Raw genomic sequence first — 25,969 nt, forward strand, 5'->3', positions numbered from 1 at the left:
CCCGGTGAGCGGACGGCCGCCCGGCCGGCACGGAGTCCCCTCCGCCGCCGGCCGGGCGGCCGTCCTGCTGCTCAGCGCCGCTCGGCGTCCTCCGCGAGCTCCGCGTCCGGGAGCACCACGGGCATCTCCCCGGTGAGGGTCGCGTGGGTGGGGGTGGGGAGCTCCCAGCCGGGCTGCTCGTCGGCCGGCTGCGGCTGGTCCGGGGCCGCGCCGCGCGCGGTGAGCGTGATGCCCACGCTCGCCCCGACCACGAGCAGCGCCGCGGCGATGCGCAGAGGTGTCGCGCCCTGGCCGATCAGCAGGACCCCGGCGATCAGGGCGATGACGGGCTCGAGGCTCAGCAGGATCCCGAACACGTGGCGGGGGAGACGGCGCAGCGCCGCGAGCTCGAGCGTGTAGGGCAGCACCGAGGCGAGCAGGGCGGTGCCGATGCCGAGCGTGAGCAGGTGCAGGTCCGTGAGGCCCGCGACCGCCCCGGGCGCCCCGAGGGGCAGCACCACGAGCGCGCCGACGGCCATCGCGACGGCGAGGCCGTCCTGGCCCGGGACGAGCCGACCCACCCGTGCGCTCGCGAGCACGTACAGGCCCCAGAACACGGCGGCGATCAGGGCGAAGAGCACACCGATCCCGTTCAGGGCGGTGTCGCCGGTGGCGGACTCGAGGCCGAACAGGCTCACGCCGCCCAGCGCGAGCACGACCCAGAGCAGGTCGGTGCGCCGCGTGGAGAGCACGGCGGAGACCGCGAGCGGCCCGAGGAACTCGATCGCGACGGCGGTGCCGAGCGGGATGCGCGCGATCGAGACGTAGAAGGCGCCGTTCATCCCGCCGATCGCCCCGCCGAACAGGAGCACGGCGATCCACTGCTCCCGGGTGAAGCGGTGCAGCTTCGGGCGCACGATCACGAGCAGCACCACGGCGGCGATGCCGAGGCGCAGGGCGGTCGTGCCCCAGGAGCCGAGCTCCGGGAAGAGCCGGGTCGCGAGCGCGGCGCCGAACTGGAGGGAGGTGCAGGAGCCGAGGATGAACAGCACCGGCGTCAAGGGCATGCCGGAGCCGCCGCGGGTCGTCCCGAGGGCGGTGGTGGGAGCGGGGGAGGAGGTCGTCACGGGTCCACTCTGAGGCCCCGTCTCCCTTTCGGTCCAGCGCATGTTCCCGACGTGTACCGTGAAGCGATGCTTCATGGACGAGAGGGCCTGCCGTGCTGAACCTGCACCGACTGTTCCTGCTGCACGAACTGCGCAGGCTGGAGACCATGTCCGCGGTCGCGGCGACGCATTCGCTCTCGCCCTCCGCGGTCTCCCAGCAGCTCTCCCACCTGGAGCGGGAGACCAGGGTCACCCTGTTCGAGCAGGCGGGACGGCGCGTCATCCTCACGGACGCCGGCATGCAGCTCGCACGCCGCGCCGAGGAGATGCTCGGGCTCATCGAGTCCGCCGAGGCCGAGCTCGCCCTCGCCCAGGGCGAGGCGAGCGGGGTGCTGCGCGTCGCCTCCTTCCAGACGCCGATGATCGCCCTGGCCCCCGCGACGGTGAGCATCCTCGAGCAGAGCCATCCGGACCTCCGGATCGAGCTCGCCCAGCGCGAGGTGGACGAGGCCTACGAGGGGCTGCTCGCCCACCGCTTCGAGGTGATCCTCGGGGAGGACTACCCGGGCGGGCGTCGCGTCGTGCGGCGCGGCACCGACCGTGAGGGGCTGCTGGACGACCCGCTGCTGCTCGTGCTTCCGAGCACCGGAACGTGGTCCGCCCCGGCGACCCTCGCGGACCTCGCGGAGGCGCCGTGGGCGCTGGACCCGGAGGACACCCGCACCGGCGACTGGGAGCGCACCTACCTGCGCTCCGCCGGCATCGAGCCGAGGATCCGCTTCGACACCCCGGACCCGTTGCTGCAGGTGCACCTCGTGCGCTCCGGCCACGCCGTGGCCTTCGTCCCTGGCATCATCGCCTCCGAGCACCTCGGCGGGACCCGTCCGGTGCGGCTGCCGGGTGACCCCCAGCGCTCGCTCTACACGGCCGCCCGGGCCGGAGCGGCGGGCCACCCCGCGCTGCTGGCCTTCCGGGCCGCGCTGCTCGAGGCCGGCGCCGCCCCGCGCGACCTCGCCGGTCTGGACCGGATCGGCGGCTGAGCGCTTCCCGGAGGGGAGGACGTCGCCCTCATGCAGCCTCGCGTGCAGATCGGCGCCGTGGTCCGATGCCCGCGTCGCCCGTCGCGCCTCAGCCCCGGTCCGGGAACTGCGCGAGCGCCGCGGCGAGGATGCGGGAGAGCTGCCGACGGTCGGAGAACGCGCCGATGACGGCGCCGAGCCCGGGGATCGCCTTGCCGAACAGCCGCACCGAGCGCATGCCGAAGCGGGAGAGCGCGCGGCTCGCGATCGCGGCGGCGACGTCGGACTGCGGGGTGCGCTGCATGCGCTGGGTCGCGACGCGCGCGGCCGCGCCCGCCACCGGGCCGAGGCCGAGGCCCTTGAGCAGGTCCTGGGAGTCCTCGCCCACGAGGCTCGCGAGCACGCGGGTGCGGATCTCTTCGTCGTCGAGGTCGTACCCTCTCACCACGGCGATCGCCCCGACCATGCGGGTCGCCTGCACGTAGAACTCGAGCACGTTGGTGGGCAGCAGGACCGGGAGGGTGATGAAGCCGCCGAGCCCCGTGAGGAAGCCGCCCACGGTCACGCCGCGCCGGTGGCTGCGCACGAGGCGCCGGATCGCGACCTCGGGGTGGTGCCGGCCGCGGCCCCGGCGCGCGCGCTCGGCGACGGCCGCGGCGGAGGAGTAGGTGAGGCGGCCGTCCAGCCCGATGTCCCGGATCGTCTCGACGGTGCGGGCGAGGGCGCCGCGCTCGGCATGGATGTGCTCCTCGTCGCCGCGGCCGCGGTCGCGGCGGGCGGCCTTCATCGCCGCGCGGGTGGTGCTGCGGGCGTTCTCGTCCTGGCGCAGGATCTGCCTGATCCCCATGGCCCCTCCTCGGTCGGTGCTCGCGGGGCGACGACGCCGCCCGCCCTCATCATGCCGTGACTCGGGGCCGACGTCGCCTCGTCGGCGGACCTTCCGGTCGACGGAGCGCCCTCCGGTGATATCTTGACGTCAAGATAAATGTGGGTCGGACCCCCGGCCCGACGGAGAGGACACCGATGGCCATGCGCTGGGACCCCGACACCTACCTCGCCTATGCGGACGAGCGCGCCCGCCCCTTCCTCGAGCTCACCGCGAGGATCCGCGCCGAGGCGCCGCGCACCGTGGTCGACCTCGGCGCCGGGCCCGGCACGCTCACCGCCCTGCTCCACGAGCGCTGGCCCGAGGCACAGGTCACCGCCGTCGACTCGAGCGCCGAGATGATCGAGCGCGCGAGCGCGATCGAGGGCATCGGGGTCCAGCACGCCGACCTGCGCAGCTGGCGACCCGACTCACCCGTGGACGTGATCGTCGCGAACGCCTCCCTGCAGTGGGTGCCGGACCACCTCGCGCTGCTGCCCCGGCTGATCGACCATCTCGCCCCCGGCGGATGGCTGGTCCTCCAGGTGCCGGGGAACTTCGAGGAGCCCAGCCACACCCTGCGCCGCGAGCTCGCCGCCCAGGAGCCCTTCGCCGCGCACACGGCCGGGGTGGACCACCCCGCCTCCCACGACCCCGCGGTCTACCTGCGTGCCCTGCAGGAGCTGGGCTGCGAGGTCGACGCGTGGGAGACCACCTACCTCCACCTCCTCCACGGCGAGGACCCGGTGCTCGAGTGGGTCAAGGGCACCGGCGCCCGGCCCACCCTGCTCGCCCTTCCCGAGGACCTGCGCGCCCGCTTCGAGGCCGAGCTCGGCGCGCGGCTGCGGGAGGCCTACCCGGAGACCGGCACCGACGTCGTCCTGCCCTTCCGGCGTGTGTTCGCCGTCGCGCGGAGGCCCTGAGCCCGGCCCGCCTGCCGCCGTGCGTCCCCGTGCGGCGGTAGATTCGAGGGACCATGCAGAAGCTCTACCGTGACCATGCGATCGTCCTGCGCACCCACCCGCTGGGCGAGGCCGATCGCATCATCACGCTGCTCACCCGCACCCACGGGAAGGTGCGCGCCGTCGCCAAGGGCGTGCGCCGCACCGCGAGCCGCTTCGGCGCCCGCCTCGAGCCCTTCACCCTCGTCGACGTCCAGCTCCACGCGGGCCGCGGCCTGCACACCGTCAACCAGGTCGTGACGATCGAGGCCTTCGCCGGTCCGATCAGCGCGGACTACGCGCGCTTCACCGCTGCGAGCGCGATGCTCGAGACCACGGACCGGCTGACCGACGAGGTCGTCGACCCCTCCCAGCGCGGGTTCCTGCTGCTCGTGGGCGCCCTGCGCACCATGGCCGCGGGCCGCATCCCACCGCCGCTCGTGCTCGACTCGTTCCTGCTGCGCACCCTCGCCCTCTCCGGCTGGGCGCCGGAGCTGAGCGTCTGCGCCTCCTGCGGCGCCCACGGTCCCCACCACGCCCTCGACATCCGCGTGGGCGGGCTCGTGTGCACCGCCTGCCGGAAGCCCGGCGCACGGGCCGTGCGCCAGGCCGCCGTCGAGCACATGATCTTCCTGCTCGCGGGCGACTGGGAGAACGCCGTCACCGCCGAGGAGTCCGTCGTGCACGAGGCAGGGCGGATCATCGCGGACACGATCACCTGGCACCTCGAGCGCTCCGTGCGCTCGCTCAGCTACGTCGAGCGCTGAGCAGGCCCGCGCTCCGCGGACGGCGGCCCGCCCGGATCCTCCGAGCAGGCCGTCCCGCGCTCAGCCGTCCCAGCGGTGCCGGGCGCCCGGATGCGTCGCGGGCAGGTGAGGCCCGGCCCCGCCGATCCGCTCCCGCAGGGTGACCGGGGCATCGCCCGCCTCGGGCAGCAGTCCGCGCCGGCGCAGCTCCGGGGTCACGAAGCGCGCGAAGCGCTCGAGATCCGCGGGCCGCACGGCGGCGGAGATGTTGAAGCCGTCGACCCCCGCTTCCTCGATCCAGCGCTCGAGCTCGTCGGCGACCGTCTGCGGCGAGCCGACGATCACGGGGCCGCGGCCGCCGATCGCGACGAACTCCGCGAGGTCGCCCACGGTCCAGGTGCGGTCCGGGGAGAGGGTCGTGAAGGAGGCGAGCGCGGACTGGTTCGCCTCGGTGCGCACGTGCTCGATCGGGTCCTCGGGTCGGGCACCCGCGAGGTCCACGCCGGTCCAGCCGCCGAACAGCGCGAGCGCGGACTCGGTGTCCACGTACTGCCGGTAGCCGTCCAGGCGCTCCTGCGCCGCCTCGTCGGTCTCGTCGACGACGACGGTGGCGAGGGAGAAGATCCGGGCGGCGTCACGGCCGCGGCCGGCGCTCTCCAGGCCGTCGCGCACCGCGTCGACCCAGCGCCGCACATGGCCCGGGGTGGGGCCTGAGAAGAAGATCGCCTCCGCGTGCTCCTGGGCGAAGCGCAGGCCCCGCGAGGACGCGCCGGCCTGGAAGAGGAAGGGTGTGCGCTGGGGACCGGGGGCGGAGAGCGCGCGGCCGGGCACGTCGAAGTAGCGGCCGTGGTGCTCCACGTCCCGCACCTTCGCCGGATCCACGACGACGTCGGCCTCGGGGTCCAGGCGGAGGGCGTCCGGGGCGAAGGAGCCCTCGAAGAGCTCGTACATGACCTCGAGGTACTCGTCCGCGCGGTCGTAGCGCTCGTCGTGGGGGATCTGCGCGCTGCGCCCCAGGTTGCGGGCGGCGGAGTCCTGGTAGCTCGTGACGATGTTCCAGGCGACGCGGCCGTCGGTGAAGTGGTCCAGGGTGCTGAGGGTGCGGGCCAGCAGGTACGGCTCCTCGTAGGAGACGGAGGCGGTGACGCCGAAGCCGAGGTGCTCGGTCACGGCCGCCATCGCCGGCACCGCCACGAGCGGGTCCAGCAGCGGGAACTGGACGCCGCCGCGGGAGGTCGCGTCGGCCCCGCCGCCGTAGACGTCGTAGACGCCCACGATGTCGGCGAGGAACAGCGAGGCGAAGCCGCCCTCCTCGAGGGTGCGGGCGAGCTCCGTCCAGTGGCCGAGGCGCTGGAAGTCGCCGCTGCGCGACTCGGGGTGGCGCCACAGGCCGGGGGACTGGTGCACCGGGGTGAGCATGTCGAAGGCGTTCAGGAGGATCGGGCGCGAGGTCATGGGTCTCCTTCTCGGAGGGAGGGGCGACCGGGCGCGGGGCCCGGCCGCCGGGTGAGGGGAGGTCAGCGGCGGGCGGCGCGCAGCGCGCTGCCGAGCGGGTCCTTCGCGAGCAGCGAGGCGGTGAGCGAGAGCACCGAGATCGCGGTGACGTAGGCGCAGATGAGCCAGGGCGTGTCCCCGCCGGCGGCGAAGAGCAGCGCGGCGACCATCGGCATGATGCCGCCGCCGATCACCGATCCCAGCTGGTAGCCCATGTTCACGCCCGAGTAGCGCACCTCGACCGGGAACTGCTCGGCGAACCAGGCCGCCTGCGGGCCGTAGACCGCGTCGTGGGCCACGTTCATGCCGGCGATGATCACGAGCGGCAGCAGCGAGAGCGGTCCGGAGTCCAGGAAGAGGAACAGCACCCAGACGAAGCCGCCGATCGCGACGTAGCCGAAGACGGCGACGGGGCGCCGGCCCACCTTGTCCGAGAGCAGCCCCCACAGCGGGGTCGTCACGATGCCGACCGCCGAGGCGATCATCACGGCGGTCACGCCCGCCTCGTCGTCGCCGCGGGCGGTGGAGAGGTAGCTCAGCAGGTACACCGTGATGAGGAAGTAGATGCTGTTCTGCGCGACGCGCTGGGCGATCGTGATGAGCAGCGGGTGCCGGTGGTGCCGGAGGACCTCGAGCACGGGGGCGCGGGAGGTGCGGCCCTCCTCCTGCACGGCCGTGAACTCCGGCGCGTCCTTCACCCCGAGGCGGATCCACAGGGCGAGGCCCACGAGCACCGCGGAGGCGAGGAAGGGGAGCCGCCATCCGTAGGCGGCGAACTGCTCCTCGGTGGTCGCCGCCCGCACGATCACGAAGGCGCCGGTCGCGAGCAGCATGCCCGCGGATGAGCCCACCTGCGTGAAGGAGCCGAACAGGCCGCGCCGGGCGGGCGGGGCGTGCTCGACGGAGAGCAGCGCGGAGCCGCCCCATTCGGCACCCGCCGCGAGGCCCTGCACCATGCGCAGGGCGACGAGCGCGACGGCGGCCCACGGGCCGATCGCCTGGAAGGTCGGCAGCAGGCCGATGAGCAGGGAGCCGGTGCCCATGAGCAGCAGGGAGCCCACGAGCAGCGACTTCCGCCCGATCCGGTCGCCGAGGTGACCGGCGACGATCCCGCCGAGCGGCCGCATGAGGAAGCCGATCGCGAGGGAGGCGAAGGAGGCGACCGTGCTCGCGAGCGGGCTGCTGCTCGGGAAGAACTGGGTCGTGAAGATCAGGGCGCTCGCGGTGCCGTAGAGGTAGAAGTCGTACCACTCGATCGTGGTGCCCGCGAAGGCAGAGGCGAGCACCCGGCGCTGCTCGCGCGGGCTCGCGAGCTCCGGCGCGGGCGGCGCCTGCTCGAGGGCGGCGGTCATGCGCGGGCCCCTTGCCCCTGGCCGGCCACCGCGGTGGCGGACGCGGCGGATCCGGAGGTGGCGTCGCCGATCGCGTTGAGCCCCTCGGGGACCGTGCCGTTGACGAGGTGGTCGCCGATCGCCCGGGCGCGGAAGGCGATCGGGTTGTGGGTCGCGACGGTCTGGGCGTTGCGCCAGTGCCGGTCGTAGGCCTTCGTGCGGGAGGTCGCGGAGGCGCCGACGGTGAGCAAGAGGTCCTGGGCGGCGCCGAGGGCGAGCTCGGGGACGCTGATCTGCGCCTGCTCCACCTCGAGCTCCGCCCGGTCCACGCCGCGCAGCCCGCTCTCCCCGGTGGCGGGGTCCCCGGAGGCGGGATCGGTGGCGGCCGCGATGCCCGCGTCGAGGGCGCGCGCGGTGCGCTCGACGATCGCCTCGGCGCTGTGCGCCTTCGCGGCGATCCGGCCGACGGCCTCGAGGATGAGCGGGTCCTCGCGGAAGGGCACCCCGCTGCCGGTGTTGAAGGTGCGCGCCCGGGAGGCGACGAGGGCGGCGGCGTCGTCGCGCGCCGCTCGGGCGATGCCGGCGAGCACCGCGAGGAGCACATGCTGGAAGAAGGCGGCCTCATGGGTCGCCTCGAGGCCGCGCGGCTCGCGCTCGAGCACGGCCAGGTCCTCCACCTCGACGTCCTCGAGGACGGTCGTGCCGGTGCCGGTGAGCTTCTGGCCGAAGCCGTCCCAGTCGTCCTCGATCCGCGCGCCCGGTGCGTCGGTCGCGACGACGGCGAAGCGCCGCCCGTCCTGCCCTTCGAGTGCCGCGGAGACCCGCGTGTAGTCCGCGAAGATCGTGCCGGTGGAGTAGTACTTCGTGCCGTTCAGCCGCGTCGTGCCGTCGGCCCCCGCGGTGAGGGTCGTGCTCAGGGTGCCGAGACGGTTGCCGCCGCGCTCGGTGGACGCGTTGCCGACGGTCGCGCCGGCGAGGACCCGCGGGTACCAGTGCTCCTGCACGGCGGCGGGCTGGAAGCGCAGCGACTCGAGGAAGCCCGCGTGGCTGCGGTACTGGTGGGCCACGTTGGAGTCCGCGGCGGCGAGGTCCACGAGCAGCGCGGTGAAGGTCGCGATGCTCACGCCGGGACCGCCGTGCTCCGCGGGGACGCGCAGCGTGCCGAAGCCCGCCTCGTCGAGTGCGCGGATCTCCTCGTGGGGGAGGACCCGGCCGATCTCCCGGTCCACGGCGCCGGCCCGGATGCGCTCCAGGAGCGGGGCGAAGTGCGCGCGCAGCGCGGCGAGGTCGGTGCCCAGCGCGGGAGGGGCGGTGAGGGTGCGGGGCATGGGGGGCCTTTCGAGCGGTGACACAGGAGCCGCGGTGCGCGGCGGGGGCCGGCGGCGCAGCGGGGAGCTGATCACGAGGCACGGCCCCGCGGCACGCTACGGGCGGGGGAGTCCCGCCCCCAAGCGCCGTGTCATCCGCCGTCATGTTCGCGGATACGATCAGCGAGTCCGTCCCCGTCCTGCCCCGGAGGCCCTCCCATGCCCGCCGACGCCCCGTACGCCGAGCCCTTCGAGCACCCGAGCGGCGCCCGCGCCCCGCAGCTGCCGCCCGAGCTGGTGCCGGGGCACGTCGCGGTGGTCATGGACGGCAACGGCCGCTGGGCGAACCGTCGGGGCCTGCCGCGCACGGCCGGCCACGAGGCGGGGGAGGCGGCGCTGCTGGACGTGGTCGCGGGCGCCCTCCAGATCGGCGTCACGCACCTCTCCGCGTACGCCTTCTCCACCGAGAACTGGAAGCGCTCCCCGGACGAGGTGCGCTTCCTCATGGGCTTCTCGCGCTCCGTGCTGCGTCGCCAGCGCGACACGCTGAACAGCTGGGGCGTGCGGATCGTGTGGATCGGTCGGGAGCAGCGGCTGTGGGGATCGGTGATCTCCGAGCTGAAGGAGGCCGAGGAGCTCACCCGTCGCAACACCCGCATGACCCTCTACATGTGCGTGAACTACGGGGGCCGCGCCGAGATCGTCGACGCGGTGCGGGAGATCGCGGAGCAGGCGCGCGCCGGGCGGCTGCGCGGCCGCGGCATCACCGAGAAGAGCTTCGCCCGGCACCTCACCGATCCGACGATGCCCGACGTCGACCTGTTCCTCCGCACAAGCGGGGAGCAGCGGACCTCGAACTTCCTGCTGTGGCAGGCCGCCTACGCGGAGCTGGTCTTCGTGCCGGAGCTGTGGCCCGACGTGGACCGCGTGGTGCTGTGGCGCGCGATCACGGAATACGCGCGGAGGGATCGTCGCTACGGCGGGGCCGTGGATCTGCCGGGGTCGGATCCTGAGCGCGACGATGCGCCCGGGACCGACGGCTGAGCACGACCACGACGACCAGCACGACGATCAGCGCGAGCACCGCGACGGCCGCCCAGGGCGAGCGGAGGAACAGCTCGAACCAGGCGGCGAGGGCCACGAGCCCGATCGTCGCGTAGACGACCGCCCAGGCGAGGCCGCCGATCGCGAGCGCCGGCAGGTACCGGCGCAGCGGCATCCCGGTGAGGCCCGCGGCGGCGTTGGCGGCGGTCTGGAAGCCCACGGTGAGGAAGCTCAGCGCGACGACCGGCGCGCCCCAGGAGTTGACGATCCCGGTGGCGCGGCGCACGCGCGGGGAGGCGAGCAGCTCCGCGACCCGGCCGCGATCGGCGACGGAGCGGGTGCCGCGGGCGATCGCGTAGGTGGCCCCGGCGCGGCAGAGGATGACGACGTAGAGCACGCCGACCGCCGGCAGCAGGGGCAGCGACCGCACCCACTCCATCATCGCGCGGTGGCCTCCGCCCGGGCGGCCTCGCACCCGGTGCACAGGCCGAACACCTCGAGGGTGTGGTCGAGGTCGGTGTAGCCCTGCTCGCGCGCGATGCGGGACATGGCGGCCTCGAGCTCGGGGGCGAGGAACTCGACGGTCCGCCCGCACTCGCGGCAGACGAGGTGGTGGTGGTGGCCGGTCGCCTCGCACTGGCGGTAGCGGGTCTCGCCGTCGTCGCCCACGAGCACGTCGAGGCGGTCGGACTGGGCGAGCGCCTGGAGGTTGCGGTAGACGGTCGCGAGGCCGACGGTCTCGCCGTCGGCCCGCATCTGCTCGTGGATCTGCTGGGCGCTGCGGAAGTCGTCCTGCCGGGAGAGCGCCTCGAGGATCGCGGAGCGCTGGCGGGTGTTCCGTTGCATGCCCCGATTCTCCCTCATGGGGGTCGGGACCTCCATCCCGGGTGACCCGTGCCGCGTCATGCCCGGGCCCGTGACGGCTCGGCCGCGGGGCGCCGCGAGGGCGTGGGTCGCACCGCCTTGACGACGAGGCCGAGCACGTAGACGCCGATCGTGAGGAGGACGATGACGCCGCCGGGCGGGAGGTCCACGCTCGCGGTGATGACGAGCCCCGCCACGGCGCACACGACCGCGATGACCATGGCCGTGCGCATGGTCCGCGCGAAGCCCACCACGAGGGTCTGGGCGGCGGCGACGGGGACGATCATGAGCGCGGAGACCATGAGCGCGCCCACGATCCGCATGGAGAGGGTGACGGTGAGCGCGGCCATCATCGCGATGAGCACGTTGACGGCGCGCACGGGCAGGCCCGAGGCGCGCGCGAACTCCTCGTCGCTCGTGACGGCGGCGAGCAGCCCGTTCAGGCCGAGGCCGATCCCGAGCACCACGACCGCCAGCACCACCGCGATGACGACGTCGGGCCCGGTCACGGTCGAGAGGGAGCCGAAGAGGTAGCCCATGAGCGACTGGGAGGTGCCGCCCGCGAGCTTGATGATGACGACGCCGCCGGCGATGCCGCCGTAGAAGAGGATCGCGAGGGCGACGTCCCTGCTCGTGTGCCCGATCTCGCGGACGTACTCGATCGCGATCGCGCCGATCATCGAGGCGACGAGCGCGCCGGGGATCGCGAGGAGGTCCGCGGGGCTCGCGGCGAGCCAGGCGCCCACGAGCCAGCCGACGGCCACGCCCGTGAGGGCCACGTGGCCCAGCCCGTCGCCGAGCAGGGAGAGCTTCTTCTGGACGAGGAAGGTGCCCACGACGGGCGCGGTGAGACCGATGAGCACGGCGATGATCAGCGGGTAGCGCAGGACGTCGGAGGTGAGGAGGTCGAGGGGCGAGATCATGCGGGGTGGATCTCCTGTCCGAGGCAGTCGTCGATGTGCCCCGCGGGGCCGCTGTGGTCGTCGTGGTCGTCGCCGTGGGACTGCGCGGGCAGGGCCGCGACGGGGCCGTCGTGCACGATGCGGCCGTGGTCGAGGACGACGGCGCGGCTGAGGTGCTCGGCGAGCGCGCCGGTCTCGTGGAGGACGACGAGGATCGTGGTGCCGCTCGCGGAGAGGTCCCGGAACAGGCCGGCGATGAGCTCCTGGGTGGGCAGGTCGATGCCGGCGAAGGGCTCGTCGAGCACGAGCAGCTCGGGGCGGCGCACGAGGGCGCGCGCGATCATCACACGGCGCCGCTGACCGCCGGACATGCGGGTGACGGGGCGGCCGGCGAGGTCGCCGAGGCCCACGGCCTCGAGCGCCTCCTGCACGCGGCGGTCGCTGCGGCGCACGGTCCAGGTGCGCGGTCCCAGCAGCCCGGCGGCGACGGCCTCGCGGGCGGTGGCGGGGATCGAGCCGCCGCTCGAGCTGTCCTGGGGCACGTAGCCCAGGCGCGAGTGCCCGGCGCGGCGACGGGCGGGGGAGCCGAGCAGGGCCACCTCGCCGCTCTCGAGGGGCAGCAGGCCCAGCAGCGCCCGCAGCAGGGTGGACTTGCCGGAGCCGTTCGCGCCGAGCAGGGCGACCATCTCGCCCGGCGCGATCCGGAGGTCCACGCCGTCGAGCACGGGGGTGCCGCCGAGGCTCACGCGGAGGTCGCGCGCCTCGAGCACGGGATCGGAAGAGGGGCGGCTCATGACCAGCTCGCCATCAGGGCCTTCGCGTTGCTGCGCATGACCGCAGGGTAGTCCTGGTCCTCGGAGAGCTGGGTCTCGAGGTTGTCGAGCTCGGCGGCGGTGACGCCGACGTTCTCCGCGAGCGTCTGGGCGACCTTGGGGGAGGCCGTGGTCTCGAAGAAGATCGTCGTGACCTCCTCGTCCTTCACGACCTGCTCGAGCTGGAGGAGACGCTGGGGGGACGGCTCGGTCTCGGGGTCCACGCCGCTGATCCCGACCTGGTGGAGGTCGTAGCGGTCCGCGAGGTAGGCGAAGGCGGTGTGGCTCGTGATGAAGGTGCGGTTCCCGCTCACCGAGGAGAAGTCCTCCTCGAGCTCGGTGTCGAGGGCCTCGAGGTCCGAGCGGAGGGTCGCCGCGTTGGCGGTGAGCTCCTCGGCGACGTCCGGCAGCTGCTCACCGAGGCGCTTCGCGATCGCGTCGCCGATGTCCGCCATGCGCTGCGGGTCGTGCCACAGGTGGGGGTCGTCGCCGGCGAGGTCGTGCTCCTCGCCGCCCTCGTCGGACGTCCCGTCCTCGTGCTCGTGCTCGTGCTCGTCCTCGCCGGAGCTCGCGAGCAGGGTGACGACGCTCGAGACGTCGAGCACGTTGTCGGTGCCCTCGCTCGCGATCGCGTCGTCGAGGGCGGTGGTGAGGCCCGGGATCTGGAGCACCAGGGCGGCCTTCCGGATCTCGAGGGTCTGCTTGACGGAGAGCTCGAGGCCGTGGGCGTCGGCGCCCGGCGTCGCGAGCTGGATCATGTCGATGTGGTCACCGGCCACGCGGGTCGCGAGGTACTCCATGGGGTAGCAGGCGGCGACCACGGTGGGCTTCCCGCCGGAGCCGGATCCGCCCTCCCCGCAGGCGGCGAGGACCGCGGAGCCGGAGGCGGCGCCGAGGAGGGCGAGGAGGTGGCGGCGGCTGGGTGCGAACGACATGACAATCATTCTCACGAGCAGTGCGGCCGACGGCAAGCGGCATCGCGGTGAGATGCGGCATTCGTGGGCACCGTCACAGCCGCGGGGCTGGCTATGCTGGGACACCGTCCGTCCCACCCGTCACCAGGAGCACCCCCGTGGCCAAGGCCCCCGCCAGCACGCTGGACAACGTCATCGCACTCGCCAAGAAGCGCGGCTTCGTGTTCCCGGCCGGTGAGATCTACGGCGGTACGCGCTCCGCATGGGACTACGGCCCCCTGGGCGTGGAGCTCAAGGAGAACATCAAGAAGCAGTGGTGGCGCACCTTCGTGCAGTCCCGCGGCGACATGGTGGGCCTGGACTCCTCGATCATCCTGCCCTCGAAGGTGTGGGAGGCCTCCGGCCACGTCGCGACCTTCACCGACCCGCTCGTCGAGTGCCGCAGCTGCCACAACCGCTTCCGCGAGGACCACCTGCTCGAGGAGTTCGAGGCGAAGAAGGGCCGCAAGCCCGAGGGCGGGCTCGCCGAGATCCCGTGCCCCCACTGCGGCGTGCGCGGCGAGTTCACCGAGCCCCAGCAGTTCTCCGGGCTCATGAAGACCTACCTCGGCGCGGTCGAGAACGAGGCCGGCCTGGCGTACCTGCGCCCCGAGACCGCGCAGGGCATCTTCGTGAACTTCCTCAACGTGGTCACCGCCTCCCGCATGAAGCCCCCCTTCGGCATCGGCCAGGTCGGCAAGTCCTTCCGCAACGAGATCACCCCCGGCAACTTCATCTTCCGCACGCGCGAGTTCGAGCAGATGGAGATCGAGTTCTTCACGCCGCCGGCGGAGGCCGACCAGCACTTCAAGGAGTGGGTCGAGGCCTGCTGGGACTGGTACATCGACCTCGGCATCAAGGAGGAGAACCTCCGCCGCTTCGACGTCCCCGAGGACGAGCGCGCGCACTACAGCGCCGGCACGATCGACCTCGAGTACCGCTTCGGCTTCTCCGGCAGCGAGTGGGGCGAGCTCATGGGCATCGCCAACCGCACCGACTTCGACCTCTCGAGCCACACCGAGGGCTCGGGCACGAAGATGCAGTACTTCGACCAGGCCGCGAACGAGCGCTACACGCCGTACGTCATCGAGCCCAGCTTCGGCCTCACCCGCGCGATGATGGCCTTCCTCGTGGACGCCTACGCCGAGGACGAGGCGCCCAACACCAAGGGCGGCGTCGACGTGCGCACCGTGCTCAAGCTCGACCCGCGCCTCGCGCCCGTCAAGGCCGCGGTGCTGCCGCTGTCCAAGAGCGAGGACCTCGTGCCCCGCGCCGAGGAGCTCGCCACGAAGCTCCGCAAGCACTGGAACGTCGACATGGACGTCTCCCAGGCGATCGGTCGCCGCTACCGCCGCCAGGACGAGATCGGGACCCCGTTCTGCATCACCGTCGACTTCGACACCGCGACCGACCAGGCGGTGACGATCCGCGAGCGCGACACCATGGCGCAGGAGCGCGTCGCCCTCGACCAGGTCGAGTCCTACCTCGCGGCGCGACTGCTCGGCGCCTGAGCCGCGCGGCCCGAGGCCCCCGTCCCGCAGCAGCGGGGCGGGGGCCTCGCCCGTCCGCGGTCCGCTCCCGGCCGTGGTGGCCGGTCGCGTCAGGCCCCGCGCAGCAGCGGGACGACCTGCTCGGCCCAGGTGGTGAGGATCTTCCGCACGACGGGGTAGGGATGGCCGAAGGGAAGGGCGAGGACGAGCTCGTCCGCGGCGGCGAGCGCCGGGTCCTCGGCGAGGAAGGCCGCGACGGCCTCGGGCGAGTCGGCCACCACGCGACCGAAGGCGACGGCCATGCCGCCGATCCCCGCGCCGCCCTCGCGCATCGCCTGCTGGCGGGAGCGGTCGCGCTCGATGAGGTCCGCGAAGGCCTCGAGGTCCGCGGGGTCGGCGACCGGGAGCATCTGCCGGCTCGCGGAGACGTGCCCCTCGCCGTGACCGGCTGCGCGGCTCGCGGCGCGGTACGCCTCGATGACCGCGAGCTGGAGCTCCTCGAAGGAGCGGCCCGCCTCTCCGGGCTGGAGCGTGGAGACCTGCAGGCCGATGCCGAGCTTCCCGGCGCGCTCGGCGCTCGCCACCGATCCCGCACCGTAGGCGATCCGGGAGCGCAGCGAGGCCACCTGCGGGCGGATCCGCAGCGGCGTGCCCTCCGCCTCGGTCTCGAAGTATTCGTCCGCGGTGGAGACCTGCTCGCCGCCCACGAAGTCCAGGAGGTCGTGGAGCACGGCGTCCACGCGCGGGCGGACCCCCTCGGGCACGGGGCCGAAGGCACGCTCGTTGACGTGGTCCTGCTTCGCGTAGCCGGAGCCGACGCCGATCCGCAGGCGGCCGCCCACCAGGAGGTCCGTCGTCGCGAGGTCCTCGGCGAGCCGTCCCGCGTTCTCGAAGCGCAGCGGGATGAGCGCGGTGCCGAGGGTCAGGGTCGAGGTGCGCTGGCCGGCGACGGCGAGGAAGGGCAGCGGGGAGGAGAGGTAGTCCTGCAGGTGGCGGTGCCGCACGTAGCCGTTGTCCAGGCCCATGCTCTCCGCCCGCGCGAAGAGGTCCAGGCCGTCGTCGAGCCCGTGGGAGCGGCCGCCGGCGGCGTCGATGCCGGTGTGGTCGACGAAGGCCAGGAACCCCATGCCGAGATGGGCGAGGGGTCCTGCCGCGGGGGCGGGGGAGTCGGCGGGGGAGGTCATGGCTGCTCCTCATGGCCGGGCGCATGCCGACCAGGGTGATTGAAGGGTCAAGAACAGCCTAGGTCCCCGCCGCCGGGGCCGCACCCCCGGGTCATCGGGTGTCCTCGGGCGTCATCGGCCCTCGTGTCGCCGAGAACGGCCGGCCCTCCCCAGGACAGCCGGATGCACATCACCCCTGCGGCGCCTCCCGCGCGACGGGCCCGGGTGGGACAATCAGCAGACGATGACCCTTCTCCACGACGCCCCCACCTCACCGGACGGCTCCGCGCCCGGCACCGCCGCGAGCGCTGACGCGAGGTCGGCAGCCCCCGCCGGATCCGTGCCCGCCCCGGCGCAGGGCTCCCGCGAGCGACGGCCGCTGACGATCGGCCCGCTCACCGTCGACACCCCCGTCATGCTCGCGCCGATGGCCGGCGTCACGAACATGGCCTTCCGCGTGCTCTGCCGCGAGTTCGGTGCCCGGCACAGCGTCGACGACGGCGGCCTGTTCCCCACCGAGATGGTCACCACGCGCGCCCTCATCGAGGACCACACCGAGTCCTGGCGCCTGCTGCGGATGGCCGATCGCGAGCGCCCGCGCTCCGTGCAGCTCTACGGGGTCGACCCGACCGTCGTCGCCCGCAGCATCGAGATGATCCTCGAGCGGGACGCTGCGGATCACATCGACCTCAACTTCGGCTGCCCCGTGCCCAAGGTGACCCGTCGCGGAGGCGGCGGTGTGCTGCCCTGGAAGGACGAGCTGTTCACCCGCATCCTCCGCGCCGCGGTCGATGCCGCCGGGGGCGTCCCCATCACCCTCAAGACCCGCAAGGGCGTGGACGACGCCCACCTCACGTACCGCGACGCGGGCCTCATCGCCCAGGAGGTCGGCGCGGCCGCGATCACCCTGCACGGCCGCACCGTCAAGGAGCAGTACTCCGGCACCGCCGACTGGACCTCGATCGCCGACCTCAAGCAGACCGTCACCGAGATCCCCGTGCTCGGCAACGGCGACGTGTGGTCCGCCGAGGACGCCCTGCGGATGATGGACGAGACCGGAGCCGACGGCGTCGTCGTCGGCCGCGGCTGCCAGGGCCGGCCGTGGCTCTTCGCCGATCTCGCCGCCGGGTTCTCCGGCAGCGACGAGCGCGTGCGCCCGGGTCTCGGCGACGTCGCGGCGATCGTGCGCCGCCACGCGGAGCTGCTCGCCGAGTTCTACGAGGACGAGGGCCGCGGCGTCCGCGACCTGCGCAAGCACGTCGCCTGGTACTTCAAGGGCTACCCCGTCGGCGGGGACATGCGCCGCCGCCTGACCACCATGGAGTCCCTCGCGGACCTCGACGAGAAGCTCGCCGACCTCGACCTGGACGCGCCGTACCCCGGCGAGGCCGTCGAGGGCCCACGGGGGCGCAGCGGGCACGCCCGCAACGCCGTCGTGCCCCAGGGCTGGATGGACAGCCGCTCCCTCAGCGCCGACCACCGGGAGAGCCTCCACGAGGCCGAGCTCGACGTCTCGGGGGGCTGAGCGATGAGCACCACCGCCGCCTCCTCGACCTCCGCCGCGGCCCCCGCGCGCGCGTCCCGGGTCCCCGTCGGCTACACGGAGCCCGACCTCGAGCGCTGGGCCCCCGAGGAGCCCAAGTCCGAGGCCCGCACGCCCTTCCAGCGCGACCGGGCGCGGGTCCTGCACTCCTCCGCGCTGCGCCGCCTCGGCGCGAAGACGCAGGTCCTCGGCGCCGGCTCCGACGACTTCGTCCGCACCCGCCTCACCCACTCGCTCGAGGTGGCCCAGGTGGGCCGCGACATCGGCGCCGAGCTCGGCTGCGACCCCGACGTCGTCGACGCCGCCTGCCTCTCCCACGATCTCGGCCACCCGCCCTTCGGTCACAACGGGGAGAAGGTCCTCGACGCGATCGCCGAGGACTTCGGCGGCTTCGAGGGCAACGCGCAGACCCTCCGCCTGCTCACCCGGCTCGAGCCCAAGGTCATCGGCGAGGACCGTCCCTACGGCCTGAACCTCACCCGCGCCGGGGTGGACGCCGCGATCAAGTACCCCTGGGCCCGCGCCGAGGGACCGGACCCGGCCTCCCCGAAGTTCGGCGCCTACGCGGACGACCTCGACGTCTACACCTGGGCGCGCGAGGGCGCGATCCCGGGGCGCAAGTGCTTCGAGGCGCAGGTCATGGACCTCGCCGACGACATCGCCTACTCCGTCCACGACGTCGAGGACGCGGTGACGGGCGGAACCCTGGACCTGCGACGCCTGCGCGACCCCATGGAGCGGGCGGCGGCGCTGTACGTCGTCCAGGACTGGTACGTGCCCGGCGAGTCGATCGCCGCGCTCGACGAGGCGCTCGGCCGGCTCGAGGCGGAGCCGTGGTGGGTGCTCGACTTCACCGGCGACATGCGCTCCGCCGCCGCGCTCAAGGACATGGCCAGCCAGCTCATCGGCCGTTTCACCCGGGCCGTCGTGACGACCACCCGGGAGCGGCACGGCGACGCCCCGCTCGCCCGTTACCGCGGCCAGGCGGAGCTGCCCGAGGAGTCCCGCCTCGAGATCGCCGTGCTCAAGGGCCTCGCGGCCGCGTACGTCATGTCCTCCGCCTCGCAGCAGCCCGTCTACGAGCGGCAGGAGGAGATCATCCGCGACCTCTACGCGCAGCTGTGGAACACCGGCACCACGCACCTCAGCCCGCTCTTCGCCGAGCTGTGGGAGGCCGCGGAGGACGACGACGCCCGCCGCCGCGTGATCGTGGACCAGATCGCCTCCTACACCGACGTCACCGCCGGGCGCCTCCACGAGCGGCTCTTCGACCGCGGCGCCACGCACGTCACCGCGGCGGACACCCCGCTGCCCGGCCTCGGCGCGGAGCTCTGAGCCCGTGGCCCAGGGACTGATCCGACGCTCCGACGTGGAGCTCGTGCGGGAGCGCGCACGGCTCGACGAGGTGGTGGGGGAGCACGTCACCCTGCGCGGCGCCGGCATCGGCTCGATGAAGGGCCTGTGCCCCTTCCACGACGAGAAGACCCCGAGCTTCCACATCCGGCCCCAGCTGGGCCACTGGCACTGCTTCGGCTGCGGCGAGGGCGGGGACGTCATCGCCTTCGTCCAGAAGATCGACCACCTGAGCTTCGTCGAGGCCGTCGAGATGCTCGCCGCGAAGTACGGCGTGCAGATCCAGTACGAGGAGAGCGGCAAGGGCGGCGGCGACCGTCCCGATTTCGGCACCCGCCGCCGTCTCTTGGACGCGCACGCGATCGCGGAGGAGTACTACCGCGAGCAGCTCGGCACCGAGGCCGCGGAGATCGGCCGGCGCTTCCTGACCGAGCGCGGCTTCGACCGCGAGGCGGCCGAGCGCTTCGGCGTCGGCTTCGCCCCCGAGGGCTGGGACTCGATCACCAACGTGCTCCGGGGCCGCGGCTTCACCGAGGCGGAGCTCACCGCGAGCGGCCTCGTCTCCGCGGGCCAGCGCGGGGTCTACGACCGCTTCCGCGGGAGGCTCGTCTGGCCGATCCGCGACATCACCGGCAACACGATCGGCTTCGGCGCCCGTCGCCTGCTCGAGCAGGACAAGGGCCCCAAGTACCTGAACACGCCGGAGACGGCGATCTACCACAAGTCCAGCGTGCTCTACGGGCTGGATCTCGCCCGCAAGGAGATCGCGACCCAGCACCGGGTCGTCGTCGTCGAGGGCTACACCGACGTCATGGCCGCGCACCTCGCGGGCGTCACCACCGCCGTCGCCTCGTGCGGCACCGCCTTCGGCGCGGACCACGTGAAGATCGTGCGCCGCGTCATGGGCGACTCGAACCCCTCGGCCGGCCTGCGGCTGAACACCGACGGCCGCGGCCTCGCCGGCGAGGTCGTCTTCACCTTCGACGGCGACGCCGCCGGGCAGAAGGCCGCGCTGCGTGCCTTCGAGGAGGACCAGCGCTTCGTCGCCCAGACCTACGTGGCCGTCGAGCCGAGCGGCATGGACCCCTGCGAGCTGCGCATCGCCCAGGGCGACCAGGCCGTCGTGGACCTCGTGGAGTCCCGTCGGCCGCTGTTCGAGTTCGCGATCCGAAGCACGATCGCGCAGGTGGACCTCGACACCGTCGAGGGACAGGTGACGGCGCTGCGCATGGCGGCGCCGGTCGTCGCCGGGATCCGGGACCGGGCGATGCGCCCCGAGTACGCACGGCGGCTCGCCGGCTGGCTCGGCATGGACGAGCGGACGGTGCTGCGCGCCGTGCACGACGCCGCCCGCTCCGAGGGGCGCAGCGGTGGCCGCCACGCCGAGACGGTCGAGCCGCCCTCGGGGACCCGCCCTCCCGAGGGGGACGAGGCCCCCGCACTGCCGGTGCCGCGCCTCGCGGACGTCGTCAGCCGCCGCGACCCGGTCGGTCAGGTCGAGGTGCAGTCCCTCGCCGTCATGCTCCAGGCCCCGCAGCTGCTCGACGAGGCGAAGGTCGCCGCCCTCCCGGACGACGCCTTCCACGTCCTCTCCCTGCAGGGCGTGTGGGACGTCATGCTCGCCGCCGGCACCCTGCTCGACGCGGTCACCGGTGCCCTGCACTCTGCCCGCTACCTCGAGCAGGTCCTCGAGATCGCGGGGGAGACGGTGCGCCCGCTCATCGTGGAGATCGCGAACCTCGAGCTGCCCGCGCGCACCGAGCCGGCCCTCGAGAAGCTCGGCGACTCGCTCATGGACCGGCTCACGGAGCTGTCGATCACGCGTGAGTACTCGGTGCTCAAGCAGCGCCTGCAGCGGACGGATCCCTCGGACGGCGAGCGCTATCAGGAGATCCTCGGCCGTCTCGCCCAGGTGCAGGAGCGTCGTCGCTCGCTGCGGGGCGCGGGCGACTGACGTCGCCCTCGGCCCCTCCGGCCCCCGATGCCCGGGCGCGGCCTCCGCCTCGCCGGCACCCTCGAGGGGGTGCGGGGGCCGAAGGCGGCAGGCCCGGACCGTCTCCGCGCGTCGACCAGGTCGAGCGTAGGTGAGGAGACCCTCCTCGCTCTCCTCGGCACGGGCCGGACGACGAGCTCGGGGTGCGCCGGAGCGGAGTAGCCCAGGAGGGGCTTGAACCCTCGACCGACGGATTATGAGTCCGCTGCTCTGACCGGCTGAGCTACTGGGCCGCGGCCCTGCAGGAGGGCCGCGCTGAATCTATCACCGGCCTGCAGGCCCTCGTCGCACCGGGCGGCCCGCCGCTCGGGCGCCTTCTCGTCCCGGGGGGTCGAGCCCGAGCTGCTCGCGCGGGCCTCCGTCGATCCTCTCCGCCCCGAAGCGCACGATGGGCGTCCTCTGCGCCCGGTGGAGCCGTGATCTAGGGCATAGTCACCGGTCGGAGGCCGATTCGGGATGCGAGGGGGCCGGAGGCTTGCTAGAGTTGTCCAGGTCGATCCCGCGTAGCTCAATCGGCAGAGCATTCGACTGTTAATCGAACGGTTACTGGTTCAAGTCCAGTCGCGGGAGCGAGCATCACCGAGAACAGCCCCGGCCCAGCGCCGGGGCTGTTCTCGTTCCCCTGCCCCCGCCCCTCCGTCACCCGGGAGATCCCATGGTCCTGCCGCACGACAGCTTCCCCCTCCCCGAGGGCGTCACCGAGGCGAGCGTCTGGGTGGACCGCGTGGGCGAGCGGTCCCTTGTGGGCCGCAACCAGCGCGGCGTCGAGATCCCCATCGGCTCCGGTGAGGGGCAGGTCAACCCCGGCGAGCTGCTGAAGATCGCGCTGCTCGGCTGCGCGGGCATGAGCTCGGACCGCACCCTCGCGCGCCGCCTCGGCGAGGACTTCCCGATGCGACTGTGGGCGCACGACGAGTCCGACGCCGAGCAGGACCGCTACCTCCGCATCGGCGAGGAGATCCAGCTGCCGCTCGAGGGCCTGGACGAGAAGGAGATCGCCGCGGTCGTGAAGGTGTTCGGCCGTGCGGTCGCCGCCGCCTGCACCGTCGAGCGCAGCATCGTCCCGGGGGTCGAGGTCACGCACCGGATCCTCGGCGCCGAGGGCGAGACCGTCACGGAGGAGGACGCCCGATGACCATCCGCCCCATCCGGATCGTCGGCGATCCCGTGCTGCGCACCCCCTGCGATCCCGTCCGCGAGATCACGGACTCCACGCGCCGCCTCGTGACGGACCTCGTGGACACCGTCGACGACGAGGGCCGCGCGGGGGTCGCCGCGAACCAGATCGGCGTCTCCGTGCGCGCCTTCTCCTGGAACCTCCCGGACCTCGACCAGCCGCTGGGCTGCATCCTCAACCCCGTCATCGTCGAGCTCTCGGACGAGCTGCAGGATGGGGACGAGGGCTGCCTCTCCGTCCCGAACCTCTGGTTCCCGCGCACCCGCTCCGCCTACGCGCGCTGCGTCGGCATGGACGTCGAGGGGCAGGAGATCGAGCTCGAGGGGGAGGGGATCATCGCGCGCCTCATCCAGCACGAGGTGGGCCACCTCGACGGGGCGCTGTACATCGACGGCCTCGAGCGCTCCGTGCGCAAGCAGGCGTTGCGCGCCATCCGCGAGACCCTTTAGTCTGTCCCCGGGCCCCGGCCCGCCACCTGCAGTCCATCGCAGCCTGCATCCTGTCCGCCGATTCGTGGGGAAGACGTCTCGGAGACCGGAAGGAACGCGATGACCCAGGGTGTTGTCCACATCCACTCCGCCCCGCGCGCCCTCACCCCTCACATCGAGTGGGCCGCGAGCGGAGTTCTCGGCATGCCGTGCCGCATCCGCTGGGAGGAGCAGCCGGCCCACCGCGGGATGCTCCGCGGCGAGATGACCTGGCGCGGCCGGGAGGACACCGGCGCCCGCCTCGTGAGCGCCCTGCGCGGCATGCACGAGGTGCGCTTCGAGGTGACCCAGGAGGCCACCACCCAGCAGGACGGCTCCCGCTGGAGCTGCACCCCCGACCTCGGCATCCACTACGCCATGACCGATCGCGCCGGCAACACGGTCCTCGGTGAGGACCAGGTGCGCGGAGCGATGGAACGGGCGGGCGCGGATCCCACGGCCCTGCACCGCGAGCTCGGCATCGCGCTCGGCGAGCCCTGGGACGAGGAGCTCGAGATCTACCGGCACGGCGCCGAGGGCGCACCGATGCGCTGGCTCCACCGCGTGGGCTGAACCGCCCACCGGTCACCGCTCGCCTCACTCTGGGCCTCGCCACGTCCTTCCGACCGTCGGACGGGCTCATGCCTCTCACGCGCGGAGCGCCCCGCCCCGGTGGACCCGGGACGGGGCGCTCCGCGCGTGACGGGTCGTGTCAGGCGCTGGTGAACATGACGGCCACGTCGTGACCGCCGAACCCGAAGGCGTTGTTCAGGACCGCGAGATCACCCGAGGGGAGCTCCGCCGGCGCATTCTGCGCGATCCGCATCGGGGTCTCGGGGTCGAGGTTCTCGATGTTGATCGTCGGCGGGGCGATGCGGTGGTGCGCCGCGAGCACGGAGAAGACCGACTCGAGCGCGCCCGCGCCGCCCAGCAGGTGACCGGTCATCGACTTCGTCGAGGTGACGACGAGCTGGTCGGTGACGCCGCCGAGGGCCTGCGAGACGGCGTTCAGCTCGCCGATGTCGCCGAGCGGGGTCGAGGTGCCGTGGGCGTTGACGTGCTTGACGTCCGCCGCCTCCAGACCGGCGTCCTCGAGCGCCTCGCGCACCGCGCGGGCCTGGCCCTCCGTGGAGGGGGCGGAGATGTGGTGCGCGTCCGAGGCCATGCCGCGGCCGGCCACGTAGGCGTAGACGCTCGCCCCGCGGGCGGCGGCGTGCTCCTCGGACTCGAGCACGAGCACGGCGGCGCCCTCACCGAGGACGAAGCCGTCGCGATCGGTGTCGTAGGGGCGGGAGGCGTGCTCGGGGTCGCCCGTGCGGGTCGACAGCGCGCGGATGTTCGCGAAGCCGGCGAGCGGCAGCGGGTGCACGCAGGACTCGGTGCCGCCCACGACGACCACGTCGGCGCGGCCGGAGCGGATCATGTCGAAGCCCTGGGCGACGGCCTCCGCGCCGGAGGCGCACGCGGAGACGGGCGTGTGCGCCCCGGCCTTCGCGCCGAGCTCGATCTCGATGTGCGCGCTCGAGGAGTTCGCCATGAGCATCGGGACGGTGAAGGGGTTCACGCGGCGGGCGCCGCGCTCACGGACCACGTCCCACTGGTTCAGGATCGTCCAGACGCCGCCGATGCCGGTGCCGATGACGACGCCGAGGCGCTCACCGGGGACCTCGGGGGTGCCGGCGTCGGACCACGCCTCGCGCGCGGCGATGAGGGCGAACTGGCCGGAGGGGTCGAGCTTCTTCGCCTCGGGACGGGCGAGCACGTCGAACGGGTCGATCGTGACCTCGCACGCGAAGTCCACGGCGAGGCCGTAGCGCTCCTTCCAGTCGTTGTCGAGGGTATGGGCCGTCGACGTGCCCTTGAGCGCGTTCTCCCAGGTGGTGGCGATATCGCCGCCGAGGGGGTTGACGGTGCCGAGACCGGTGACGGCGACACGGGGGCGAGGAGCGGTCATCTGGACCTCCGGAACGACGGGGACGGGAAGGGGCGAGGTGCAGCGACGCCCGGGACCTGGGGCCCCGGGCGCCAGGAGCGGGTCAGGACTGGGCGCCCGCGATGTAGGTGACGGCGTCGCCGACGGTGACGAGGTTCTTGACCTCTTCGTCGGGGATGCGGACGTCGAACTTCTCCTCGGCGTTGACGACGATGGTCATCATCGAGATGGAGTCGATGTCGAGGTCGTCGGTGAAGGACTTGTCGAGCTTGACGTCCTCCGTGGCGACACCGGTCTCCTCGTTGACGATCTCGGCGAGGCCCTCGAGGATCTCGTTCTCGGTGCTGGCCATGGGTGCTCCTTGTGGGTCGGTTTCTCTGGCGGGGACAGACTACCCGCGACGGACGGAGTCCGAGCGGTGATGGTCCGTCCTGGTCCGGCGCGGCGTGACGGTCACGACATGCCGCACCGGGTGGCGGGTGCTCAGGGGAGCACGATCACCTGGCCGGCGTAGGCGAGGCCCGCGCCGAAGCCGAACTGCACGAGGACGTCACCGCTGCTCGCGGCGCCCTCCTCGAGCAGACGATGGGTCGCGAGCGGGATCGACGCGGCCGAGGTGTTCCCGGTCTCCGCGATGTCCCGCCCGATGACGACGCGCTCGGGCAGCTTCAGCTGCTTGGCGAGCTCGTCGATGATGCGCATGTTCGCCTGGTGCGGCACGAACACGTCGATGTCGTCGACGGTCAGGCCGGACAGCTCGAGCATCTCGCGGATCTTCTCCGCGGTGTGCCACACGGCCCAGCGGAACACGGTGCGGCCGTCCTGCTCGAGGGTGGGCCACTCGGCGGTGCCGTCGCGGTAGTCGATCATCGACCCGGTCATCCGGATCGTGCTCCAGTTGTCGCCGTCGGAGCCCCACACGGTCGGGCCGATCAGCGGCTCGTCGCTCGCGCCGACCACGGCCGCGCCCGCGCCGTCGCCGAGCAGGAACGAGATCGAGCGATCGGTGGGGGAGACGAAGTCCGAGAGCTTCTCCGCGCCGATGACCAGCACGTTCCGGGCGCTGCCCGAGCGGATCAGCGCGTCCGCCTGGCCGATGCCGTAGGCGAAGCCCGCGCACGCGGCGGAGATGTCGTAGGCGATGACGTCGGGACGCCCGAGCTGCCCCGCGAGCCAGGTCGCGAGGGAGGGCGTGGGGTACGGGAAGGAGATCGTGGAGACGATGATCGCGTCGAGCTCGTCGATCGCGATGCCGGAGCGCTCGAGCGCCTCGCGACCCGCGGTGAGGGCGAGGTCCCTCACCCCGAGCTCGGCGCTCGCGCGGCGCCGCGTGATGATGCCGGTGCGCTGGCGGATCCACTCGTCGGAGGAGTCGATGGGGCCCACGAGGTCGTCGTTGGGGACCACCAGGTCGCCGCGGGCGGCGCCGTAGGCGAGCACCCGGGAGCCGGCGACGACGGGCTGGGTCTTCAGCGCGGGTGCCATGG

Annotated in this window: 25 protein-coding genes and 2 tRNA genes; 12 read left to right on the plus strand and 15 right to left on the minus strand. The window is 73.2% G+C overall.

From position 1 onward, the window contains the following. Positions 1 to 71: 71 nt before the first annotated feature. Positions 72 to 1,106: a DMT family transporter gene (locus C1N80_RS10415; RefSeq protein ID WP_240811097.1), complete on the minus strand. Its 1,035-nt coding sequence runs from the start codon at positions 1,104 to 1,106 to the stop codon at positions 72 to 74. Between the two features lie 92 nt (positions 1,107 to 1,198). Between C1N80_RS10415 and C1N80_RS10420 the strand changes: the two genes are divergently transcribed. Further along, positions 1,199 to 2,125, plus strand: a complete 927-nt coding sequence (locus C1N80_RS10420; protein ID WP_137770700.1) for a LysR family transcriptional regulator — start codon at positions 1,199 to 1,201, stop codon at positions 2,123 to 2,125. Positions 2,126 to 2,213: 88 nt separating this feature from the next. On the opposite strand, the gene C1N80_RS10425 is transcribed toward C1N80_RS10420, so the two are convergent. Beyond that, on the minus strand, positions 2,214 to 2,951 hold the full coding sequence (locus tag C1N80_RS10425; RefSeq protein ID WP_137770701.1) for an EcsC family protein: 738 nt from the start codon (positions 2,949 to 2,951) through the stop codon (positions 2,214 to 2,216). 176 nt (positions 2,952 to 3,127) lie between these two features. Here C1N80_RS10425 and C1N80_RS10430 point away from each other — a divergent pair, with 176 nt between their 5' ends. Beyond that, positions 3,128 to 3,892, plus strand: a complete 765-nt coding sequence (locus tag C1N80_RS10430; RefSeq protein ID WP_137770702.1) for a trans-aconitate 2-methyltransferase — start codon at positions 3,128 to 3,130, stop codon at positions 3,890 to 3,892. Positions 3,893 to 3,945: 53 nt separating this feature from the next. Beyond that, positions 3,946 to 4,677 carry a DNA repair protein RecO gene (gene recO / locus C1N80_RS10435; protein WP_137770703.1) on the plus strand — a complete coding sequence of 244 codons (732 nt, stop codon included), beginning with the start codon at positions 3,946 to 3,948 and terminating at the stop codon, positions 4,675 to 4,677. A gap of 60 nt (positions 4,678 to 4,737) precedes the next feature. On the opposite strand, the gene C1N80_RS10440 is transcribed toward recO, so the two are convergent. The 3 genes from C1N80_RS10440 to C1N80_RS10450 all read right to left on the minus strand — a co-directional run bounded on the left by C1N80_RS10440 (position 4,738) and on the right by C1N80_RS10450 (position 8,809). Continuing rightward, positions 4,738 to 6,111, minus strand: coding sequence for an LLM class flavin-dependent oxidoreductase (locus tag C1N80_RS10440; RefSeq protein ID WP_137770704.1), 1,374 nt, complete (start codon positions 6,109 to 6,111; stop codon positions 4,738 to 4,740). Positions 6,112 to 6,173: 62 nt separating this feature from the next. Continuing rightward, positions 6,174 to 7,502 (minus strand): MFS transporter, encoded by a 1,329-nt coding sequence (locus C1N80_RS10445; protein WP_137770705.1) that lies wholly within the window; start codon positions 7,500 to 7,502, stop codon positions 6,174 to 6,176. Continuing rightward, a complete protein-coding gene (locus C1N80_RS10450; RefSeq protein WP_137770706.1) occupies positions 7,499 to 8,809 on the minus strand; it encodes an acyl-CoA dehydrogenase family protein in 1,311 nt (436 codons plus the stop codon). The genes C1N80_RS10445 and C1N80_RS10450 overlap by 4 nt, the downstream gene beginning before the upstream one ends. Positions 8,810 to 9,007: 198 nt before the next feature. On the opposite strand from C1N80_RS10450, the gene C1N80_RS10455 reads away from it, so the two are divergent. Next, positions 9,008 to 9,832 carry an isoprenyl transferase gene (locus C1N80_RS10455; protein WP_137770707.1) on the plus strand — a complete coding sequence of 275 codons (825 nt, stop codon included), beginning with the start codon at positions 9,008 to 9,010 and terminating at the stop codon, positions 9,830 to 9,832. On the opposite strand, the gene C1N80_RS10460 is transcribed toward C1N80_RS10455, so the two are convergent. The 5 genes from C1N80_RS10460 to C1N80_RS10480 are packed head-to-tail and all read right to left on the minus strand — an operon-like array spanning position 9,735 to position 13,345. Then, on the minus strand, positions 9,735 to 10,271 hold the full coding sequence (locus C1N80_RS10460; protein WP_240811304.1) for a DedA family protein: 537 nt from the start codon (positions 10,269 to 10,271) through the stop codon (positions 9,735 to 9,737). The genes C1N80_RS10455 and C1N80_RS10460 overlap by 98 nt on opposite strands. Further along, complete coding sequence (locus tag C1N80_RS10465; protein WP_137770709.1) at positions 10,271 to 10,678, minus strand: Fur family transcriptional regulator; 408 nt, start codon at positions 10,676 to 10,678, stop codon at positions 10,271 to 10,273. Before C1N80_RS10465 ends, C1N80_RS10460 begins: the two co-directional genes overlap by 1 nt. Before the next feature lie 56 nt (positions 10,679 to 10,734). After that, positions 10,735 to 11,619 (minus strand): metal ABC transporter permease, encoded by an 885-nt coding sequence (locus C1N80_RS10470; RefSeq protein ID WP_137770710.1) that lies wholly within the window; start codon positions 11,617 to 11,619, stop codon positions 10,735 to 10,737. Beyond that, a complete protein-coding gene (locus tag C1N80_RS10475) occupies positions 11,616 to 12,392 on the minus strand; it encodes a metal ABC transporter ATP-binding protein (protein WP_137770711.1) in 777 nt (258 codons plus the stop codon). The genes C1N80_RS10470 and C1N80_RS10475 overlap by 4 nt, the downstream gene beginning before the upstream one ends. Beyond that, positions 12,389 to 13,345, minus strand: a complete 957-nt coding sequence (locus tag C1N80_RS10480) for a metal ABC transporter substrate-binding protein (RefSeq protein ID WP_168198084.1) — start codon at positions 13,343 to 13,345, stop codon at positions 12,389 to 12,391. Before C1N80_RS10480 ends, C1N80_RS10475 begins: the two co-directional genes overlap by 4 nt. 137 nt (positions 13,346 to 13,482) lie before the next feature. On the opposite strand from C1N80_RS10480, the gene C1N80_RS10485 reads away from it, so the two are divergent. Further along, positions 13,483 to 14,874: a glycine--tRNA ligase gene (locus C1N80_RS10485; RefSeq protein ID WP_137770713.1), complete on the plus strand. Its 1,392-nt coding sequence runs from the start codon at positions 13,483 to 13,485 to the stop codon at positions 14,872 to 14,874. An 89-nt stretch (positions 14,875 to 14,963) separates the two neighbouring features. Here the strand turns inward: C1N80_RS10485 and C1N80_RS10490 are convergent, their stop codons facing one another. Beyond that, entirely contained in the window at positions 14,964 to 16,037 is a 1,074-nt protein-coding gene (locus tag C1N80_RS10490; RefSeq protein WP_137770714.1) for an LLM class flavin-dependent oxidoreductase, read from the minus strand. Between the two features lie 223 nt (positions 16,038 to 16,260). Here C1N80_RS10490 and dusB point away from each other — a divergent pair, with 223 nt between their 5' ends. The 3 genes from dusB to dnaG are packed head-to-tail and all read left to right on the plus strand — an operon-like array spanning position 16,261 to position 20,866. Continuing rightward, positions 16,261 to 17,541 carry a tRNA dihydrouridine synthase DusB gene (dusB, locus tag C1N80_RS10495; protein WP_137770715.1) on the plus strand — a complete coding sequence of 427 codons (1,281 nt, stop codon included), beginning with the start codon at positions 16,261 to 16,263 and terminating at the stop codon, positions 17,539 to 17,541. A gap of 3 nt (positions 17,542 to 17,544) precedes the next feature. Next, positions 17,545 to 18,894, plus strand: coding sequence for a deoxyguanosinetriphosphate triphosphohydrolase (locus tag C1N80_RS10500; RefSeq protein WP_137770716.1), 1,350 nt, complete (start codon positions 17,545 to 17,547; stop codon positions 18,892 to 18,894). 4 nt (positions 18,895 to 18,898) lie between these two features. Further along, a complete protein-coding gene (gene dnaG / locus C1N80_RS10505; protein ID WP_137770717.1) occupies positions 18,899 to 20,866 on the plus strand; it encodes a DNA primase in 1,968 nt (655 codons plus the stop codon). Between the two features lie 198 nt (positions 20,867 to 21,064). Here the strand turns inward: dnaG and C1N80_RS10510 are convergent. Further along, positions 21,065 to 21,138: transfer RNA gene (locus C1N80_RS10510), tRNA-Ile, on the minus strand. A 264-nt stretch (positions 21,139 to 21,402) separates the two neighbouring features. Between C1N80_RS10510 and C1N80_RS10515 the strand changes: the two genes are divergently transcribed. From C1N80_RS10515 to C1N80_RS10530, 4 genes are all read left to right on the plus strand, one after another. Next, positions 21,403 to 21,475 (plus strand) — tRNA-Asn (locus tag C1N80_RS10515). An 85-nt stretch (positions 21,476 to 21,560) separates the two neighbouring features. Continuing rightward, positions 21,561 to 22,040, plus strand: a complete 480-nt coding sequence (locus tag C1N80_RS10520; protein ID WP_137770718.1) for an OsmC family protein — start codon at positions 21,561 to 21,563, stop codon at positions 22,038 to 22,040. Continuing rightward, complete coding sequence (locus tag C1N80_RS10525; RefSeq protein ID WP_137770719.1) at positions 22,037 to 22,531, plus strand: peptide deformylase; 495 nt, start codon at positions 22,037 to 22,039, stop codon at positions 22,529 to 22,531. The genes C1N80_RS10520 and C1N80_RS10525 overlap by 4 nt, the downstream gene beginning before the upstream one ends. Before the next feature lie 99 nt (positions 22,532 to 22,630). Then, on the plus strand, positions 22,631 to 23,122 hold the full coding sequence (locus C1N80_RS10530; protein WP_137770720.1) for a DUF3145 domain-containing protein: 492 nt from the start codon (positions 22,631 to 22,633) through the stop codon (positions 23,120 to 23,122). A 139-nt stretch (positions 23,123 to 23,261) separates the two neighbouring features. On the opposite strand, the gene C1N80_RS10535 is transcribed toward C1N80_RS10530, so the two are convergent. From C1N80_RS10535 to C1N80_RS10545, 3 genes are all read right to left on the minus strand, one after another. Further along, on the minus strand, positions 23,262 to 24,503 hold the full coding sequence (locus tag C1N80_RS10535; RefSeq protein WP_137770721.1) for a beta-ketoacyl synthase: 1,242 nt from the start codon (positions 24,501 to 24,503) through the stop codon (positions 23,262 to 23,264). A gap of 82 nt (positions 24,504 to 24,585) precedes the next feature. Next, complete coding sequence (locus tag C1N80_RS10540) at positions 24,586 to 24,834, minus strand: acyl carrier protein (RefSeq protein WP_137770722.1); 249 nt, start codon at positions 24,832 to 24,834, stop codon at positions 24,586 to 24,588. 131 nt (positions 24,835 to 24,965) lie between these two features. Continuing rightward, a complete protein-coding gene (locus C1N80_RS10545; RefSeq protein WP_137770723.1) occupies positions 24,966 to 25,967 on the minus strand; it encodes a beta-ketoacyl-ACP synthase III in 1,002 nt (333 codons plus the stop codon). Positions 25,968 to 25,969: the final 2 nt, after the last annotated feature.

The sequence above is a fragment of the Brachybacterium sp. SGAir0954 genome, from assembly GCF_005490785.1.
In the GTDB taxonomy this organism is placed as follows: Bacteria; Actinomycetota; Actinomycetes; order Actinomycetales; family Dermabacteraceae; genus Brachybacterium; species Brachybacterium rhamnosum.

Coding starts and splice junctions, on each gene's coding strand:
- C1N80_RS10450 (WP_137770706.1), bottom strand. CDS start 8,809: ATGCCCCGCACCCTCACCGCCCCTCCCGCGCTGGGCACCGACCTCGCC.
- C1N80_RS10500 (WP_137770716.1), top strand. CDS start 17,545: ATGAGCACCACCGCCGCCTCCTCGACCTCCGCCGCGGCCCCCGCGCGC.
- C1N80_RS10480 (WP_168198084.1), bottom strand. CDS start 13,345: ATGTCGTTCGCACCCAGCCGCCGCCACCTCCTCGCCCTCCTCGGCGCC.
- recO (WP_137770703.1), top strand. CDS start 3,946: ATGCAGAAGCTCTACCGTGACCATGCGATCGTCCTGCGCACCCACCCG.
- C1N80_RS10525 (WP_137770719.1), top strand. CDS start 22,037: ATGACCATCCGCCCCATCCGGATCGTCGGCGATCCCGTGCTGCGCACC.
- C1N80_RS10475 (WP_137770711.1), bottom strand. CDS start 12,392: ATGAGCCGCCCCTCTTCCGATCCCGTGCTCGAGGCGCGCGACCTCCGC.
- C1N80_RS10530 (WP_137770720.1), top strand. CDS start 22,631: ATGACCCAGGGTGTTGTCCACATCCACTCCGCCCCGCGCGCCCTCACC.
- C1N80_RS10460 (WP_240811304.1), bottom strand. CDS start 10,271: ATGGAGTGGGTGCGGTCGCTGCCCCTGCTGCCGGCGGTCGGCGTGCTC.
- C1N80_RS10545 (WP_137770723.1), bottom strand. CDS start 25,967: ATGGCACCCGCGCTGAAGACCCAGCCCGTCGTCGCCGGCTCCCGGGTG.
- C1N80_RS10470 (WP_137770710.1), bottom strand. CDS start 11,619: ATGATCTCGCCCCTCGACCTCCTCACCTCCGACGTCCTGCGCTACCCG.
- C1N80_RS10440 (WP_137770704.1), bottom strand. CDS start 6,111: ATGACCTCGCGCCCGATCCTCCTGAACGCCTTCGACATGCTCACCCCG.
- C1N80_RS10445 (WP_137770705.1), bottom strand. CDS start 7,502: ATGACCGCCGCCCTCGAGCAGGCGCCGCCCGCGCCGGAGCTCGCGAGC.
- C1N80_RS10455 (WP_137770707.1), top strand. CDS start 9,008: ATGCCCGCCGACGCCCCGTACGCCGAGCCCTTCGAGCACCCGAGCGGC.
- C1N80_RS10535 (WP_137770721.1), bottom strand. CDS start 24,503: ATGACCGCTCCTCGCCCCCGTGTCGCCGTCACCGGTCTCGGCACCGTC.
- C1N80_RS10520 (WP_137770718.1), top strand. CDS start 21,561: ATGGTCCTGCCGCACGACAGCTTCCCCCTCCCCGAGGGCGTCACCGAG.
- C1N80_RS10430 (WP_137770702.1), top strand. CDS start 3,128: ATGGCCATGCGCTGGGACCCCGACACCTACCTCGCCTATGCGGACGAG.
- C1N80_RS10540 (WP_137770722.1), bottom strand. CDS start 24,834: ATGGCCAGCACCGAGAACGAGATCCTCGAGGGCCTCGCCGAGATCGTC.
- C1N80_RS10425 (WP_137770701.1), bottom strand. CDS start 2,951: ATGGGGATCAGGCAGATCCTGCGCCAGGACGAGAACGCCCGCAGCACC.
- C1N80_RS10490 (WP_137770714.1), bottom strand. CDS start 16,037: ATGACCTCCCCCGCCGACTCCCCCGCCCCCGCGGCAGGACCCCTCGCC.
- dusB (WP_137770715.1), top strand. CDS start 16,261: ATGACCCTTCTCCACGACGCCCCCACCTCACCGGACGGCTCCGCGCCC.
- C1N80_RS10465 (WP_137770709.1), bottom strand. CDS start 10,678: ATGCAACGGAACACCCGCCAGCGCTCCGCGATCCTCGAGGCGCTCTCC.